Origin of the sequence: Citrobacter youngae, assembly GCF_003818115.1 — a bacterium.
Classification (GTDB): domain Bacteria; phylum Pseudomonadota; class Gammaproteobacteria; order Enterobacterales; family Enterobacteriaceae; genus Citrobacter; species Citrobacter youngae.
In genome coordinates this window covers 73,494-91,415 of the sequence record NZ_RPOI01000021.1, presented here as the reverse complement: position 1 = coordinate 91,415, position 17,922 = coordinate 73,494, and the positions used below count along the sequence as shown (strand labels likewise).

The 17,922-nt window shown below is 54.3% G+C and carries 15 protein-coding genes; all 15 read right to left on the bottom strand.

Features of this window, described 5'->3' with window-relative positions:
• Nucleotide 1 precedes the first annotated feature (1 nt).
• Nucleotides 2–922, bottom strand: coding sequence for a D-alanine--D-alanine ligase (locus EHN13_RS18110; RefSeq protein ID WP_124021852.1), 921 nt, complete (start codon nucleotides 920–922; stop codon nucleotides 2–4).
• Nucleotides 915–2,390, bottom strand: a complete 1,476-nt coding sequence (murC, locus tag EHN13_RS18105; protein WP_061067244.1) for a UDP-N-acetylmuramate--L-alanine ligase — start codon at nucleotides 2,388–2,390, stop codon at nucleotides 915–917. The genes EHN13_RS18110 and murC overlap by 8 nt, the downstream gene beginning before the upstream one ends.
• A 51-nt stretch (nucleotides 2,391–2,441) precedes the next feature.
• A complete protein-coding gene (gene murG / locus EHN13_RS18100) occupies nucleotides 2,442–3,509 on the bottom strand; it encodes an undecaprenyldiphospho-muramoylpentapeptide beta-N-acetylglucosaminyltransferase (protein WP_124021851.1) in 1,068 nt (355 codons plus the stop codon).
• Nucleotides 3,506–4,750 carry a cell division protein FtsW gene (gene ftsW, locus EHN13_RS18095; protein ID WP_115600969.1) on the bottom strand — a complete coding sequence of 415 codons (1,245 nt, stop codon included), beginning with the start codon at nucleotides 4,748–4,750 and terminating at the stop codon, nucleotides 3,506–3,508. The genes murG and ftsW overlap by 4 nt, the downstream gene beginning before the upstream one ends.
• Nucleotides 4,750–6,066, bottom strand: a complete 1,317-nt coding sequence (gene murD, locus EHN13_RS18090; protein WP_124021850.1) for a UDP-N-acetylmuramoyl-L-alanine--D-glutamate ligase — start codon at nucleotides 6,064–6,066, stop codon at nucleotides 4,750–4,752. Before murD ends, ftsW begins: the two co-directional genes overlap by 1 nt.
• A gap of 2 nt (nucleotides 6,067–6,068) precedes the next feature.
• Complete coding sequence (gene mraY, locus EHN13_RS18085) at nucleotides 6,069–7,151, bottom strand: phospho-N-acetylmuramoyl-pentapeptide-transferase (RefSeq protein ID WP_124021849.1); 1,083 nt, start codon at nucleotides 7,149–7,151, stop codon at nucleotides 6,069–6,071.
• Nucleotides 7,145–8,503 carry a UDP-N-acetylmuramoyl-tripeptide--D-alanyl-D-alanine ligase gene (gene murF, locus EHN13_RS18080; RefSeq protein WP_124021848.1) on the bottom strand — a complete coding sequence of 453 codons (1,359 nt, stop codon included), beginning with the start codon at nucleotides 8,501–8,503 and terminating at the stop codon, nucleotides 7,145–7,147. The genes mraY and murF overlap by 7 nt, the downstream gene beginning before the upstream one ends.
• The gene (gene murE, locus EHN13_RS18075; RefSeq protein ID WP_048212698.1) at nucleotides 8,500–9,987 is read right to left on the bottom strand and encodes a UDP-N-acetylmuramoyl-L-alanyl-D-glutamate--2,6-diaminopimelate ligase; all 1,488 of its coding nucleotides are present in this window, start codon (nucleotides 9,985–9,987) and stop codon (nucleotides 8,500–8,502) included. Before murE ends, murF begins: the two co-directional genes overlap by 4 nt.
• Complete coding sequence (gene ftsI, locus EHN13_RS18070; RefSeq protein ID WP_003018783.1) at nucleotides 9,974–11,740, bottom strand: peptidoglycan glycosyltransferase FtsI; 1,767 nt, start codon at nucleotides 11,738–11,740, stop codon at nucleotides 9,974–9,976. The genes murE and ftsI overlap by 14 nt, the downstream gene beginning before the upstream one ends.
• A 15-nt stretch (nucleotides 11,741–11,755) precedes the next feature.
• Nucleotides 11,756–12,121, bottom strand: a complete 366-nt coding sequence (gene ftsL / locus EHN13_RS18065) for a cell division protein FtsL (RefSeq protein ID WP_000625651.1) — start codon at nucleotides 12,119–12,121, stop codon at nucleotides 11,756–11,758.
• On the bottom strand, nucleotides 12,118–13,059 hold the full coding sequence (rsmH, locus tag EHN13_RS18060; RefSeq protein WP_124021847.1) for a 16S rRNA (cytosine(1402)-N(4))-methyltransferase RsmH: 942 nt from the start codon (nucleotides 13,057–13,059) through the stop codon (nucleotides 12,118–12,120). The genes ftsL and rsmH overlap by 4 nt, the downstream gene beginning before the upstream one ends.
• A 1-nt stretch (nucleotide 13,060) precedes the next feature.
• The gene (gene mraZ, locus EHN13_RS18055; RefSeq protein ID WP_003018792.1) at nucleotides 13,061–13,519 is read right to left on the bottom strand and encodes a division/cell wall cluster transcriptional repressor MraZ; all 459 of its coding nucleotides are present in this window, start codon (nucleotides 13,517–13,519) and stop codon (nucleotides 13,061–13,063) included.
• A gap of 611 nt (nucleotides 13,520–14,130) precedes the next feature.
• A complete protein-coding gene (gene cra, locus EHN13_RS18050) occupies nucleotides 14,131–15,135 on the bottom strand; it encodes a catabolite repressor/activator (RefSeq protein ID WP_005124558.1) in 1,005 nt (334 codons plus the stop codon).
• A 264-nt stretch (nucleotides 15,136–15,399) separates the two neighbouring features.
• Complete coding sequence (ilvN, locus tag EHN13_RS18045; protein WP_003829566.1) at nucleotides 15,400–15,891, bottom strand: acetolactate synthase small subunit; 492 nt, start codon at nucleotides 15,889–15,891, stop codon at nucleotides 15,400–15,402.
• A gap of 2 nt (nucleotides 15,892–15,893) precedes the next feature.
• Nucleotides 15,894–17,618 carry an acetolactate synthase 3 large subunit gene (gene ilvI / locus EHN13_RS18040; protein WP_071887318.1) on the bottom strand — a complete coding sequence of 575 codons (1,725 nt, stop codon included), beginning with the start codon at nucleotides 17,616–17,618 and terminating at the stop codon, nucleotides 15,894–15,896.
• Between the last annotated feature and the right edge of the window lie 304 nt (nucleotides 17,619–17,922).

Genomic DNA, 17,922 nt, shown 5'->3' with positions numbered 1-17,922 from the left:
ATCAGTCCGCCAACGCCAGAATTCGAACCACCAACTGCGAGAAGCTCAGGCCCGCCTGACGCGCCGCCATCGGCACCAGGCTGTGGCTGGTCATACCCGGAGAGGTATTCGCTTCCAGCAGATAAAACTGGCCATCGCTGTCCAGCATGACGTCAATACGGCCCCAGCCTTTACAGCCCAATGCGTTCCACGCATTCAGGACTAACGCCTGTAATTCGGCCTCCTGGCCAACTTCCAGACCTGCAGGGCAGAAATATTGTGTCTCATCAGACAGATACTTCGCCTCATAATCATAGAAGGTTCCCGCGGGTTGGATACGTATTGACGGTAAAATTTCTTCGCCGAGTATCGCAACTGTGAATTCTGGCCCACTGAGCCATTTTTCAATCAGTACTTCTTCATCATGCTGAAAAGCCAATGCTAATGCAGTTTGCAAAGCATTTTCTTCTTCAACTTTTGACATCCCGACGCTGGAACCTTCACGGCTTGGCTTCACAATCAACGGCAAGCCTAACGCAGAAACTCTCGTAACCACTTCATCGCTAAGTCCTTTTTCAAACTCAGCACGGGTCAATGCCACCCATGGCGCAACGGGCAATCCAGCCCCCTGCCACAGCAGCTTGCTGCGCAGCTTGTCCATTGAGATAGCCGATGCAATAACGCCGCTACCGGTATACGGCAGGCCGATCTGCTCCAGCATGCCCTGCAACGTACCATCTTCACCGCCGCGACCGTGCAGAGCAATAAACACCTTCTGAAAACCCATTGATTTCAGAAGAGTGACATCAACCTCTTTCGGGTCAACCGGATGGGCATCTACACCACCTTCACGCAACCCGGCGAGTACAGCCGCGCCAGAATTCAGCGACACTTCTCGTTCTGCGGAGGTGCCCCCTAACAGGACCGCGATTTTATCAGCCATGTTGTTCCTCCTCCGGGTTTTGCGGCTTCAGTTTGATTTCAGCTAAGGAACGTGCGATTTTGCCGATATTTCCAGCACCTTGCACCAAAATCAGATCGTTGCCGGTTAATACCGGTGCCAGCATTTCCGCTACCTGGGCCGGATCGGACACCAGAATAGGATCGATCTTACCGCGACCACGAATGGTACGGCACAGCGAGCGGCTATCTGCACCCGGAATCGCGGCTTCGCCCGCGGCATACACGTCCAGCATCAGCAGCGCATCAACCTGTGTCAGCACATTGGCAAAGTCGTCGTACAAATCGCGCGTACGCGTGAAGCGGTGCGGCTGGAACAGCATCACCAAATTTTTGTCCGGCCAACCTGCGCGTGCGGCTTTGATCGTGGCGTCCACTTCCGTTGGGTGATGGCCATAGTCATCGACCAGCATCGCAGTTCCGGCTTTCCCGTTCACCGGCTCAAGCGGGAACTCGCCGAGGAAGTCAAAACGACGCCCGGTCCCCTGGAAACTTTCCAGCGCGCGTAAAATAGCCTCGTCTTCAATGCCTTCTTCTGTTGCAACTGCCACCGCCGCCGCCGCGTTCAGCGCATTGTGGCGGCCCGGCGCGTTTAACGTAACGCGTAAATCAGCCATCCCCTGGCGCAGCAGCGTAAAGTGCCCTTGTGGGCCGATCTGTTGATAATCTTCCACGCGAACGTCAGCATCATCGCTGAAACCATAGGTCGTGGTCTGACGGCCAACTCGCGGTAACAGCTCGCGAATAACCGGATCGTCAACGCACATCACCGCACGACCATAAAACGGCAAGTTATGCAGGAAATTAATAAACGTCTGCTTTAAATTTTCGAAGTCGCCATGGTAGGTATCCATATGGTCAGCTTCGATATTGGTGACAATCGCCACCATCGGCTGCAAATGCAGGAACGACGCGTCGCTCTCATCCGCTTCGGCAATCAAATAACGGCTATGACCCAGACGCGCATGGACGCCTGCTGCTTTCACCAAACCGCCGTTGACGAAAGTCGGATCCAGACCCGCTTCCGCATAGATGCTGGAGACCATCGCCGTGGTCGTGGTTTTACCGTGGGTCCCGGCAATGGCGATACCGTGACGAAAACGCATCAACTCTGCCAGCATCTCCGCACGGCGGATCACCGGGATACGCGCTTCATGGGCCGCAACAATTTCCGGGTTATCCGCAGAAATAGCGCTGGACACCACCACCACGCTCGCATCACGCACGTTTTCCGGGCGATGATTAAAGAAAATCGTGGCGCCCAGATTCGTCAACTGCTGCGTCACCGGATTCGGCGCTAAGTCAGAACCGCTGATCTGATAACCTTCATTGGCCAAAACTTCGGCAATACCGCCCATACCGGCACCACCGATGCCGACAAAGTGGATGTGCCGAACGCGACGCATTTCGGGCACGATGGAACGCAGTTTTGCCAGTTGTTGTGTATTCATTCTTTAGCCATTAACTTCTCAGTTCATGCGATGCAAAAGGCATCACAACAATTACACCCGGGCAGCCCGGCTCACTTCAGTTGCAACACGCTCTGTGGCATCCGGTATGGATGCGGCGCGCGCACGTTCTGCCATGGTTAATAAGGTTTCTCGCGACCACCCGGCAAGGGTGCTGGCGACGGCATCCACAGTAAACTGCGGCTGCTCAAGAATTTTGGCAGCGCCCGCTTTCTCCAGCGGCAGCGCATTCCAGTACTGCTGTCTGTCTTTGTGCTGGAACGGCACAAACAACGCCGGCAAACCTGCGGCAGCAATTTCGCTTACCGTCAGCGCGCCTGAGCGACAAACTACGACATCCGCCCACGCGTAGGCGGCTGCCATATCATCAATAAACTCAGTGACCTTGTGCTGCGGTTGTCCCGCATCGGCATAAGCCTGCTCAACGGTTTGCTGCGCGCCTTTACCGCTCTGATGCCAGATAGTCACTGCGTCGCCAAGTTTTGCGGCGACCTGCGGCATCGTCTGGTTCAGCACGCGCGCGCCCTGCGAACCTCCGACAACAAGCACGCGCACCGGACCTTCACGCCCAGCCAAACGTTCTTCGGGTAACGGCAGTGCAAGGACATCAGTACGCACTGGATTCCCCACCACGTCCGCATTCGGGAAAGCACCAGGGAAGGCCTGCATCACCTTCGTCGCGATCTTCGCCAACCATTTGTTGGTTAATCCCGCAATACCGTTCTGCTCATGCAGAACTACCGGAATGCCTAATGACCAGGCCGCCAGACCGCCAGGGCCGGACACGTAGCCGCCCATACCCAGCACCACATCAGGCTTAAACTGCTTCATGATGGCGCGCGCCTGACGCCAGGCATTAAAAATACGCACGGGGGCGGCAAGCAGCGCGTTAACACCTTTGCCACGCAAACCGGAGATGCGAATAAAGTCAATTTCAATGCCATGCTTCGGCACTAAGTCCGCTTCCATACGATCGGCGGTGCCCAGCCAACGAACCTGCCAGCCCTGGGCCATTAAATAGTGCGCAACCGCCAGCCCCGGGAACACATGTCCACCGGTACCGCCCGCCATCACCATTAACCGCTTCGGTTGACCACTCATCGTGCACCTCGTGTAAACGCCTGGGCTTTTTCCAGACGCGTTTCATAATCAATACGTAACAAAAACATGATGGCTGTCGACATGATCAACAAACTTGAACCACCATAACTGATCAACGGCAACGTCAGACCTTTCGTTGGCAGCATACCCGCCGCCGCGCCGACGTTTACCAGCGCCTGGAAGCTAAACCAAATCCCGATGGAGCAGGCTAAGAAACCTGAAAAACGGTGGTCAATTTCCAGCGCCTTACGACCAATCGACATCGCGCGAAAAGCGACGAAGAATACCATTAAAAGAGCGAGTACCACACCGATATAACCCAGCTCCTCCCCAATAATGGCGAAGATAAAGTCGGTGTGCGCTTCCGGCAAATACTCCAGTTTTTGGACTGAATTACCCAATCCCTGGCCCCACACTTCACCGCGACCAAAAGCCATCAGAGACTGTGTCAGCTGATAGCCGCTGCCAAACGGATCTTCCCACGGGTTCCAGAAGGAAGTTACGCGGCGAATACGATACGGCTCGGCAAGGATCAGCAGTACGACCGCCGAAATCCCCATGCCGATGATGGCGATGAATTGCCACAATTTGGCGCCAGCCAAAAATAGCATCGCCAACGTGGTAACAAACAGCACCACCACCGTACCGAGGTCAGGCTGCGCCAGCAGTAAAATAGCCAGCACCAGGATCACGCCCATCGGTTTTAAGAAGCCGCGCAGGTTGTTACGCACCTCATCCACTTTACGCACCAGATAATTGGCGAGATAACAGAACAGCGACAGCTTGGTAAATTCCGCAGGCTGAATACGCAGCGGGCCCAACGCAATCCAGCGCGACGCCCCGTTAACGGAACTCCCCACCACCAGAACGATCAGCAGCATGATGATTGAGGCTATCAGCATCGTCGTACTGTACTTTTGCCAGAACTCCATCGGCAGACGCAGCGTCACCATCGCCAGACAAAACGCGAGAAAGATGTACAACGCGTCACGCTTAGCAAACAGGAAAGGATCGCCCGCCAGGCGTTGCCCTACAGGCATCGATGCTGATGTCACCATCACAAAACCAATCGCTGCCAGACCAAAGGTCAGCCACAGCAGCATGCGGTCATACATGATCAGGCTGTCGGCGTCTTTATCACGCGAAGCCATCACCCAGCCTTTAAGTGCCGCGAAGATCCACGCCAGGACACCCAGTCCCGGTACGCGCGGCATTTTCAGACGAGGGAGAGATAAGCGCATCAACCCAACTCCTTCGCCAAACGGGTGAAGACGTCACCACGTTGCTCAAAGTTCTTGAACTGGTCAAGGCTGGCGCAGGCTGGCGACAGCAGCACCATATCGCCCGGCTTCACGCGCGGCGCAAGCAGACGCATCGCCTGTTCCATGGTTTCAGTTTGTTCCGCAATCTCAGGTCGCAGAGCGGCGAGTTGCGCGCCATCGCGACCAAAGCAGTACAGACGAATATTGTTGCCGCTCAGGTAACGTTGCAGCGGCATAAAATCAGCGGATTTTCCGTCGCCGCCCAGCAGCAGGTGCAGCGTGCCGTCAACGTGCAGGCCATTCAGCGCGGCTTCGGTACTGCCCACGTTGGTGGCTTTCGAATCGTTAATCCAGCGTACGCCGTTATGGTTCAGCACCAACTGAAAACGGTGCGCCAGACCGGTAAAGGTAGTCAGCGCTTTCAGGCTGGACGCCCGCGGCAGACCCGCAGCATCCGCCAGCGCCAGCGCCGCCAGGGCGTTGGTATAGTTATGCTGGCCGGTAAGCGTCATCTCTTTCACGTTCAGGACTTTTTCACCCTTCACCCGCAGCCAGGTTTCACCTTGCTGACGATTGAGATGATAGTCACCCATGTTGATGCCAAAGCTCACGCAGCGCTCATCCGCCCCGCGAATCGGCATGGTCAGCGCATCATCAGCATTAACCACACACACTTTCGCATTCTCATAGACACGCAGTTTGGCCGCACGGTACTGCTGCAAGCCAAACGGATATCTGTCCATATGATCTTCGGTGACGTTCAAAATGGTGGCGGCTACGGCCTGTAAGCTGGAGGTTGTCTCAAGCTGGAAGCTCGACAGCTCCAGTACATACAATTCACGTTCCGCATCAAGCAGCATCAGCGCAGGCAGGCCAATATTACCGCCAACGCCGACGTTTACTCCGGCCGCTTTCGCCATTTCGCCAACCAGCGTCGTGACGGTGCTTTTACCGTTGGACCCGGTGATCGCGACGATCGGCGCCTGTGCTTCGCGACAAAACAGCTCAATGTCGCCAACAATTTCAATCCCTGCATCAGCAGCGGCGCTCAACGAAGGATGCGCCAGGGCAATACCAGGGCTGGCGACGATGAGATCGGCAGCCAGCAGCCAGTCATCATTCAGGCTGCCGACATGACGCTCAACCGCTTCCGGTAATTTATCCAGGCCAGGCGGCGTCGCACGGGTATCCATCACGCGCGGCGTCACGCCACGCGCCAGAAAGAAATCCACGCAGGACAGCCCGGTCAATCCCAGACCGATAATGACGACATTTTTACCCTGGTAATCAGCCATGATTAACGTACCTTCAGCGTTGCCAGGCCAATCAGCACCAGCATCAGCGAAATAATCCAGAAGCGCACAATAACGCGAGGTTCCGGCCAGCCCTTCAGTTCATAGTGATGGTGAATCGGCGCCATACGGAAGATGCGCTGTCCGCGCAGCTTAAAGGAGCCCACCTGCAGAATGACCGACAGCGTTTCTACAACAAATACGCCGCCCATGATCACTAACAGGAACTCCTGACGCAGCAGTACGGCAATAATGCCCAGCGCGCCACCCAGTGCCAGTGAACCGACGTCGCCCATAAAGACCTGCGCCGGATAGGTGTTAAACCACAGGAAGCCTAAACCTGCGCCGACAATCGCCGTACAGACAATCACCAATTCGCCAGCGTGGCGTAAATAAGGAATGTGCAGATAGTTAGCAAAGTTCATGTTACCGGTCGCCCATGCCACCAGCGCAAAACCGGCGGCCACAAACACGGTCGGCATAATCGCCAGTCCATCCAGGCCGTCGGTAAGGTTTACCGCATTCCCGGTACCGACAATCACGAAGTACGCCAGCAGCACGTAGAACAGCCCCAGTTGCGGCATCACGTCTTTAAAGAACGGCACCACCAGCTCGGTCGCCGGAGTGTCTTTACCGGCCAGATACAGCGCAAACGCGACCCCTAATGCAATGACCGACATCCAGAAGTACTTCCAGCGGGCAATCAGGCCCTTGGTATCTTTGCGCACCACTTTGCGGTAGTCATCGACAAAACCGATAATGCCGTAGCCAATCAATACCACCAGCACGCACCATACGTACGGGTTCGACGGATATGCCCACAGCAGTACGGAGATAACTATCGCGGTGAGGATCATGATCCCACCCATGGTTGGCGTACCGCGTTTACTGAAGTGCGATTCCGGACCGTCGTTACGTACGACCTGTCCAAAGGACATTTTTTGTAAGCGGGCGATCATGCGCGGGCCCATCCACAAAGAGATGAACAGCGCGGTCAGCAGGCTGACGATGGCGCGAAACGTCGGATAGGAAAAGACGTTAAAGCCGGAATAATATTTGACCAAATGTTCGGCCAGCCAAACTAACATGTCCCATTCTCCTGTAATGCGCGTACTACCTCTTCCATGGCGGCACTACGTGAACCCTTCACTAAAATCGTCATGATCTGATGTTCTGCAATCAGCGCTTTAAGATGCGCGGTCAGCGCGGTTTTATCCGCAAAATGTTCGCCAACGCCACTGGCGTCGCTAATTGCCTGACTCAGTTTTCCTGTACTCAGTACACGGTCGATGCCTGCGGCTTTCGCAGCAACACCCACCTGTACATGGCATGCTTCGCTTTCTGCGCCAAGCTCTGCCATATCGCCAACGACCAGTACGCGATAGCCCGGCATTTCAGACAGCACCTGCACCGCAGCGGTCATCGAACCGACGTTCGCGTTATAGGAGTCGTCCAGCAGCAGCTGATTTTCCGCGAGTTGAATCGGGAACAGACGCCCCGGTACCGCTTGCAGATCCTTCAAACCCGCTTTGATCGCCTCGTGCGTCGCGCCTACCGCCATAGAAAGCGCCGCCGCCGCAAGGGCGTTAGCGATATTATGGCGACCCGGTAACGGCAGCAGAACATCAATGCTTCCGGTTGGGGTTTGCAGCGTAAACTCCGTGCCGTGTGAGGTCACATGTACGTTGGCCGCCGAAAAGTCGCTGTTAGCCGCATTCGGCGAAAAACGCCAGACTTTGCGATCGCCAATAATGCTCTGCCAGTTCAGCCAGTCGTTGTTGTCGGCATTCATAATGGCGATACCGTTCGCTGACAGGCCGGTAAAAATCTCACCTTTTGCCTTCGCCACGCCCGCCAGAGAGCCGAAGCCTTCCAGGTGCGCGGCGGCCAGGTTGTTCACCAGCGCCGCTTCCGGACGCGTCAGGCCGACGGTCCAGGCGATTTCGCCCTGATGGTTGGCACCGAGCTCAATCACGGCATAGTCGTAATCGTTGTTTAAGCGCAGCAGCGTCATCGGTACACCGATGTCGTTATTCAGGTTGCCCGCGGTATATAGAGTGTTACCACACTGGCTCAGAATGGCAGCCGTCATCTCTTTAACGGACGTTTTACCGGATGAGCCGGTCAGCGCGACAACGCGCGCCGGAACCTGGGCGCGAACCCACGCAGCCAGTTCACCAAACGCCAGACGCGTATCTTTCACAATCAGCTGCGGCAGGTTGGTGTCCAACGGGCGGCTGACCAACAGCGCACCGGCCCCGCTCTCTTGCGCTTTGTCTGCAAAATCATGGGCATCAAAGCGTTCGCCTTTCAGTGCCACAAACAGGCAGCCCGGCGTCACTTTACGCGTATCGGTTGTCACCGCATCAAGGGCCAGATCGGCCCCTTTCAGTTCGCCACGGAGGATCTCCGCCAGTTGGCTGAGCGTTACGCTAATCATGCGATAACCCCCAGCAGACGTGCTGCCGTCACGCGATCGGAGTAGTCGAGACGGTGTGCACCAACAATCTGGTAATCTTCATGGCCTTTGCCAGCGACCAGCACCACGTCATTTTCTTTTGCCTGCATGATGGCGCTAGTGACCGCTTCAGCACGGCCTTCCATTACTTTGGCCTGCCCGGCATCCAGCATCCCCGCCAGAATGTCATTGATAATGGCGCGAGGCTCTTCGGTGCGCGGGTTGTCATCCGTAACCACAACGACATCGGCAAACTGCTCGGCAATGGCGCCCATCAACGGACGTTTACCTTTGTCGCGATCGCCGCCGCAGCCAAAGACGCACCACAGCTTGCCGGTGCAATGCAGACGGGCCGCCTGCAGCGCTTTTTCCAGTGCATCCGGCGTATGGGCGTAATCAACTACCACGGTGGTTTTGCCCGGCGCGCTGAACACTTCCATGCGCCCGCAAACCGGCTGCAGTCGTGCCGCCGTTTTCAGTAAATCAGCTAACGGATACCCCAACGCCAACAGTGTGGCCAGCGCCAGCAGCAAATTGCTGACGTTAAACGCCCCCATCAGGCGGCTTTCAATTTCGCCGTCGCCCCATGAGGAAGCAAATCGAATCGTCGCGCCGCTATCGTGATAATCCACGTCAATCGCTTTTAACCAACGACCGTGACAGTTCGGGTTAATGTGGTCTTCCATTGATACGGCAACCGCATCGGGAAGTTTAGCCAGCCAGCGGCGACCGACTTCATCATCCGCATTAACAATGGCCTGCCCGCAATGGTGCGTGGAATACAGCAGCCATTTCGCGGCTTCGTAGTGCTCCATATCGCCGTGATAATCGAGATGGTCACGGCTTAAGTTGGTAAATACTGAGGCCGCAAATTTCAGCGCCGCCACGCGGTGCTGAACCAGACCATGCGATGAAACTTCCATCGCGCCAAAGGTCGCGCCCTGTTCAACCAGACCCGCCAGCACATGCTGAACGTCAACGGCTGAACCAGTGGTATTTTCCGTCGGGATCACTTTACCCAGCAGGCCATTACCTACCGTTCCCATTACCGCACTGGTTTCACCAAGCAGTTGGCTCCACTGTGCCAGCAGTTGGGTGGTGGTGGTTTTACCGTTCGTTCCGGTCACACCGACCAGACGCATTTTTTCAGAAGGCTCATGGTAAAAACGGCCCGCCAGTGCAGATAAGCGTTCGTTAAGCTGGCTCAGATAGATAACCGGTACACCGTGCATTTCGCGGATTTCACCGTCAGCAGCTTCATCTTTTGCTTCTGCAATAATGGCAGCCACACCTTGCGCTATCGCCTGCGGGATATATCGACGCCCGTCCGCCTGATGACCCAATACTGCGACAAAGAGATCGCCCGATGCAGCCACACGGCTGTCGAGTGTCATCTCTCGCAGTGCTCGCTCCGGTGCACCCGGCACCCATGGAGCAAGAAGGTCGCGCAAATTACGATCTGCCACCTGTTGCCTCGCCTTGATTATTCACAAATTCATTTTTATCGCCCGTTGTCAGCGCATCCGGCTCGATGTTCATGGTGCGCAAAACGCCGCCCATGATGGCACCAAAGACCGGCGCGGAAACGGCGCCACCGTAATATTTACCCGCCTGCGGATCGTTGATAACAACAACCAGCGCGAAGCGCGGCTGACTCGCAGGCGCAACACCTGCGGTATAAGCAATGTATTTATTGATGTAGCGGCCATCTGGCCCGACTTTTTTCGCCGTACCGGTTTTAATGGCGATGCGATAGCCTTTAATCGCCGCCTTCACGCCGCCGCCACCAGGCAGCGCCACGCTTTCCATCATGTGCACCACGGTGCGTACGGTGGCTTCCGGGAAGATACGCTCGCCCGGAACAGGAGGGTCAACTTTGGTAATCGACAGCGGGCGATAAACGCCATAGCTGCCGATCGTTGCGTAGACTCGCGCTAACTGTAACGGCGTTACCATTAGCCCATAGCCGAAAGAGAAGGTGGCCCTCTCTATGTCAGACCACCGTTGTTTTTGAGGATATAAGCCACTGCGTTCTCCGACCAACCCCAAATTGGTCGCTTTTCCCAGCCCAAAACGTGAGTAAGTATCTACTAACGCTGAGGACGGCATCGCTAACGCCAGCTTGGAAACACCGACGTTACTCGACTTCTGCAAAACCCCGGTAAGGGTCAATTCGCTATAACGCGCCACGTCTTTAATTTCGTGGCCATTAATTCGGTAAGGAATGGTGTTAAGTACGGTATTTTCACGTACCACGCCACGCTGCAGCGCGGTCATCACCACCATCGGTTTAACGGTAGAACCCGGCTCAAACACGTCGGTAATGGTACGGTTACGCATCGCGTCTTTCGGCGTACCGGTGAGATTGTTCGGGTTGTAAGACGGACTGTTGGCCATTGCCAGCACTTCACCGGTGTTCACATCCACCAGCACCGCACTGCCTGACTCAGCCTTGTTAAACGCCACGGCGTTATTCAGTTCACGGTAGACCAGCGCCTGTAAACGCTCATCGATACTCAGCGCCAGGTTGTGCGCCGCCTGGCTGTCGGTAGAGGAGATATCTTCAATGACGCGGCCATAGCGGTCTTTACGTACAATACGTTCACCCGGTTGTCCGGTGAGCCATTTATCGAAGCTCTTCTCAACGCCTTCAATCCCCTGGCTGTCGACGTTGGTAAAACCGATGAGGTGAGCGGTCACTTCTCCGGAAGGATAGTAACGGCGGGACTCTTCACGCAGGTGAATCCCTGGCAGCTTCAGTTTTTTGATGTAGTCAGCCATGTCAGGGTTTACCTGACGCGCCAGATAGATAAAGCGCCCTTTCGGGTTGGCGTTAATGCGGGAAGCCAGTTGATCGAGCGGGAGGTTCAGCGCCGTCGACAGCGCTCTCCAGCGCTCGCCAACGCTCACGCCGCCTGCGTCATGCACCTCTTTCGGGTCGGCCCAAATCGCCTTCACCGGAACGCTCACCGCCAGTGGACGACCAGAGCGGTCGGTAATCATCCCGCGCGAGGTGGACACTTCCTGGACGCGCAGAGAGCGCATGTCGCCCTGACGTACCAGCATGTCCGGCGCGATGATTTGCAGCCAGGCAACGCGCCCCAGCAGAAAACCCAGTGCCAGCAAAATACAGCCGCACAGTAACGCAAAACGCCAACTGATAAAGTTGGCTTGTTCTTCCTGGCGTTTTGGTTTGTGCGTTTTTGCCGCTGCTTTCATGCGTCGCGTTTATCCTTATTTTTGTACTACGATGTTTTCTTGTGAGGGATCAACATGCTGCATTTGCAGCTTTTCCGTTGCGATCCGTTCAACACGGCTATGGTCGCCGAGCGCGTTCTCCTCAAGGATCAGGTTGCGCCATTCGATATCCAGCGCATCTCGCTCCAGAACCAGCTGCTCACGCTGCGCGGTCAGTAACCGCGTATGGTGTGCTGTTGTCACGACGGTAACCGCCGTCAAAATAATGCAAATGAACAGGCAGAGTGGCAGCTTCCCAAACCGCAAAAGATCGTCACCGATCACACCAGGCAAGGCATGGCGCTCGTTGCTTCCTATCGATCCCTTAACTTTGCTGAGGGCTTCTGTCACTCTGCTGATCATGCGTTCGTCCTCTCTGCAATACGCAGAACTGAACTACGGGCACGAGGATTTTCAGCTACCTCTTCTTCGCCCGGCATCATCTTGCCTAGTGCTCTTAACTCACGGCCGCCCAGCTTTTTGATCTGCGCTTCGGTCATCGGTATTCCAGCCGGAACCTGAGGACCACGGCTTTGTTCGCGCATAAAGCGTTTCACAATGCGATCTTCAAGCGAATGGAAACTGATTATCGAAAGGCGACCACCTGGTGCCAGCACGCTGAGCGAGCTTTTTAGCGCCTGCTCTATCTCCTCCAGTTCACTGTTCACCCAAATGCGCACCGCCTGGAAGGTACGGGTCGCGGGATGTTTGAATTTGTCTTTCACCGGCATTGCCGCCGCAATCACTTCCGCCAGCTCTTTGGTGCGGGTCATCGGTTCGATGCGATTGCGCTCGACAATGGCGCGAGCAATGCGTTTGCCGAAGCGTTCTTCGCCAAAGGTTTTAATCACCCAGGCAATGTCTGCTTCATCGGCGGTTTGCAGCCATTCAGCCGCTGACTGACCGCGTGTTGGGTCCATACGCATATCTAACGGACCGTCACGCATAAACGAAAAACCGCGCTCCGCGTCATCAAGCTGCGGAGATGAAACCCCAAGATCGAGAAGAATCCCGTCGATCTTACCGGTCAGTCCGCGTTCGGCGACATAGTCAGCCAACGCAGAAAAAGGTCCATGTACGATGGAAAAACGGGGATCGGTAATCGTCTTTGCAACGGCAATAGCCTGCGGATCGCGATCGATTGCCAGTAAACGTCCCTCTTCACCAAGCTGTGAGAGGATCAGACGTGAATGACCACCGCGACCAAATGTCCCATCAATGTAGATGCCGTCTGGACGAATATTCAGGCCGTTTACGGCTTCATCCAGCAACACCGTGGTGTGTTTATAATTTTCCAGCATCTTATAGAGACAAGTCCTGCAATCGTTCCGACAGCGCGCCGGTCACAGACTGCTCAGCGTCGATATCTTCCTTGACCTGTTGATACCAGGTCGTTTCATCCCACAGCTCAAACTTATTGAACTGCCCAACCAGCATCACTTCTTTCGTTAGCCCTGCGTGTTGTCGCAGAATGGGCGCGATCAATAAGCGACCGGCGTTATCCATCTGACATTCGCTGGCATGACCCAGCAATAAGCGCTGTACGCGACGCTCAACTGGATTCATGCTCGACAGACGCGATAACTTCTGCTCGATAATTTCCCATTCAGGCAGGGGGTACAGCAGCAGGCACGGGTGATGGATGTCAATGGTACAAACCATTTGACCGGTAGCGCTCTCGAGCAGTTGATCCCGATAACGGGTAGGCACCGATAAGCGCCCTTTACTGTCGAGATTAACTAACGTTGCTCCCCGGAACATGCCAGTCTCACCCCCGATTACCACTTTATCCCACAAATTCCCACTTAAAGGAGTTTACGGAGCGGAGGAAAACCTTGTCAAGCAAGTCACGGCGCTTAGCGGAGCAAAAAACCCATTGTTTACGGCTAATATCTGCGTTGAACAAATTCCGTACAGCAAACGAAGCAAATTAACGTCATGAATATTTGTAAGAAAAAAATCCAACAACTCATCATTGTTTAAAACAACTCAATATCAACCGAGGAAAATATAAAGTGTCAGTTTGCGACGCGAGCGGCATTTTAGGACAATATGCAGCGAGATAACAGTACCAGTTCATCGGTCTGTACGGCCCGTACGGCCAAGGAAGGTGAGAGATTGCCGCAATTCGGCGGCAAAGTGTTTGTTAATTCGGCAAATCCACACAAGCATGTAACAAAATAATACAAACGTAACGCGCCGTTACGTATCAATAACCCAAAAAAGGATAGTTGCATTTTTAAATTAGGATAATTAAAGAATAAATTTCAGATAATTCTAAAGAATATTCTTAAATAGAATAAGGTTATTTCTGAGAATAAAATATTTGATGGCATCGAAGCATTCTCTCCAATGCCATCAATAGCAACCACTTAGTTACGGCTAAGGATGCCGCGGCGGTACAGATTACGCCGAATGCGCGTTAATCCTGGTTTTGGTTTACGCGGTTCATCAAGGCTTGCAAGGACGATCTCCAGCACACGTTCAGCCACATCTCGGTGGCGCTGTGCCACTGCCAGCACCGGACATTGCAGGAAGTCGAGCAGTTCGTGATCGCCAAACGTGGCAATGGCTAAATCGGATGGCAGTTGCCCATCGCGACGCAATGTCACATCCATCACCCCCTGCAATAGCGCGAATGAGGTGGTGAACAGTGCCTGAGGCATCGGATGTGTTTCCAGCCATTTATCAAACAACTGCGCTGCTGCCTCCCGCTCATAGCTATTGGCATACAGGAAGTGCACGTCACGCGGATCGTCTTTCCACGCGGTACGGAAACCCTGTTCGCGCAGGAAACTGACCGATAATTCAGGGAGCGCCCCCAGATAGAGCACGGTTTCAGCAGGGAATTTACGCAATTCCTCCGCCAGCATTTCCGCATCATCCTGGTCTGCGCCGACAACACTGGTGAAGTGTTCACGATCCAGCGCACGATCCAGCGCCACAATCGGGAATGAACTGTTCGCCCAGCGCTGATAGAACGGATGTTCCGGCGGTAATGAGGTAGACACAATAATGGCGTCAACCTGACGCTGCAAAAGGTGCTCAATACAGCGCATTTCGTTATCCGGCTGATCTTCAGAGCAGGCAATCAGCAGTTGATACCCACGCTGACGCGCCTGACGTTCCAGGTAGTTTGCAATGCGGGTATAACTCGTATTCTCCAGGTCCGGGATCACCAACCCGATAGAACGTGTGCGTCCAGCACGGAGCCCGGCTGCCACAGCATTAGGGTGGTAATTATGTTCGCGCACCACCGCCATGACTTTTTCGACCGTTTTGTCGCTTACGCGGTATTGCTTTGCTTTGCCATTAATAACGTAGCTTGCAGTCGTTCGCGAAACGCCGGCCAACCGAGCGATTTCATCCAGTTTCACAATTGCCCCTTGCGTAAAATGTACAAACCATAACCTTTAAGATGGCATGGGTTAAATTTATTAACATCTAAGCGCAGAATAATGACTGCGGCAACCGCTTTTGTCTCTGGTTACTGCTGATTTCGCAAAAAAAAGCGCAACAGGTAGCATCAGCGAAAACGGGTACGTTACCTGTAGGCCGGATAAGGCATTTACGCCGCCATCCGGCATGACCTCCACGATGATGCCTGATGGCACTGTGCTTATCAGGACTACAGTCGGCTATTAACGCATGATTTTATCGCCTCGGGAGAGTCCCACCACGCCGGAACGGGCAACTTCCACAATTTTAGCGACTTCACGCAGCGTTGCCAGAAACGCATCCAGCTTATCGCTGGTGCCCGCCAGTTGTACGGTGTAGATCGACGGCGTAACGTCGATAATTTGCCCACGAAAAATCTCCGTGTTGCGTTTCACCTCTTCCCGGCCATACCCGCTGGCCTGAATTTTCACCAGCATAATTTCTCGTTCAACATGGGCGCCCTGCCCCAGTTCGCTGACGCGCAGAACGTCCACCAGCTTGTGCAGTTGCTTTTCAATTTGCTCGAGGACCTTTTCATCGCCCACGGTCTGGATCGTCATCCGTGATAAGGTCGGATCGTCAGTCGGCGCGACGGTCAGGCTTTCAATGTTGTAACCACGCTGAGCGAAGAGGCCTATTACGCGCGATAATGCCCCAGACTCGTTTTCCAGTAATACTGATAATATCCGGCGCATAATCAGGTCCTCTCCGTTTTGCTTAACCACATCTCATCCATACCGCCCCCTCGAATTTGCATCGGGTAGACATGCTCACTGCCATCGACGGTGACATCAACAAACACCAGCCGGTGGTTGCGCACATGTTCCAGTGCTTCCCCCAGTTTGCTTTCCAGCTCATCCGGATGATTTATCTGGATACCAATATGCCCATATGCTTCAGCAAGACGAACAAAATCAGGTAGCGACTGCATATAAGACTGCGAATGACGCCCGGAATAGATCATGTCCTGCCACTGTTTCACCATGCCGAGATAGCGGTTGTTAAGGTTGAGTACCAGCACCGGCAGCTCATATTGCAGCGCCGTCGACAGCTCCTGGATATTCATCTGAATACTGCCATCACCGGTAACGCAGACTACCGTTTCATTCGGCAGTGCCATCTTCACCCCTAACGCTGCGGGTAAACCGAATCCCATGGTGCCAAGACCGCCTGAGTTGATCCAGCGGCGCGGTTTATCAAACGGATAGTACAGCGCAGCAAACATCTGATGCTGACCAACGTCAGAGGTCACATACGCATCCCCTTTCGTCAGGCGCCAGATGGTTTCGATCACCGCCTGCGGTTTAATACTTTCGCTTTGAGTGTCGTATTTCAGGCACTGACGGGCGCGCCAGTGCTCAATCTGTTGCCACCAGTCACGGTTATCGTCCAGCGGCTGCTGCGATTTCTCCTGCTCCAGCAGCTCAAGCATCTGATCCAGCACCAGGAGAGCATCGCCCACGATTGGAATATCCGCCGTGACGGTTTTTGAAATAGAGGTGGGGTCGATATCGATATGTAACACGGTCGCATTCGGGCAATATTTTGCCAAATTATTGGTTGTACGATCGTCAAAGCGCACGCCGACCGCAAATATCACATCCGAATGATGCATAGTCATATTCGCTTCATAGGTACCATGCATACCCAACATGCCCAGCGCCTGACGATGCGTTGCCGGAAACGCACCTAAGCCCATCAGTGAGGAGACAACCGGCAGATTTAGTGCTTCAGCAATCTGCCTCAGCTGTTCGTGGCAGGCAGCATTCACCGCCCCGCCCCCCACGTACACAACCGGTTTTTTCGCGGCTACCAGCGTCTGCAGAGCACGTTTTATCTGTCCTTTGTGCCCGGTCGTCGTCGGATTATACGAACGCATGCTCACCGACTCCGGCCAGCTGTAAGGCAGTTTCTTCGCCGGATTCAGAATATCTTTCGGCAAATCCACTACCACCGGTCCCGGACGACCGCTTGCCGCCAGCCAGAAGGCTTTTTTCAGCACCTGCGGGATGTCTTCCGTTTGTTTAACCAGAAAGCTGTGTTTTACCACCGGGCGAGAAATCCCCACCATGTCGCACTCCTGGAAGGCATCGTAGCCAATCAGAGAGGTAGCCACTTGTCCGGAGAGGATCACCAGCGGAATGGAGTCCATGTACGCCGTTGCGATACCGGTGATCGCATTGGTTGCTCCCGGCCCTGAGGTGACCAACACAACGCCCACTTCCCCCGTCGCACGTGCCAGACCATCGGCCATATGGACCGCTGCCTGCTCATGGCGGACCAGCACATGATCAATACCACCGACCGTATGCAAAGCATCATAAATATCGAGGACTGCGCCCCCGGGATACCCGAATACCTGCTTCACACCCTGATCGATGAGCGATCGGACGACCATCTCGGCTCCAGACAACATCTCCATGGCTTGCCTCCACTCTTATAATGAATAACGGTTTAACAACACATTAACCGCTGACGATAAGGCATGGCAATTGACACTGAAGTGGTGGCGTAACGGCGGATAAGAATAAAACGGAGGAAAGAATCGAATAAACGGAGAATTAAACCAGTATAAGCAAATGAAATGACAAATAATCGCTTAAAAATGAGCACTTACAGCGATTACTCTATTTTTTCGCCCTCCCGGGCAAAAAACAAAAGCAGATTTCAGCATAAAATTTCAAATAAAAATAAAAAAGCAGAATAAACCAGATGCATCATCGGAT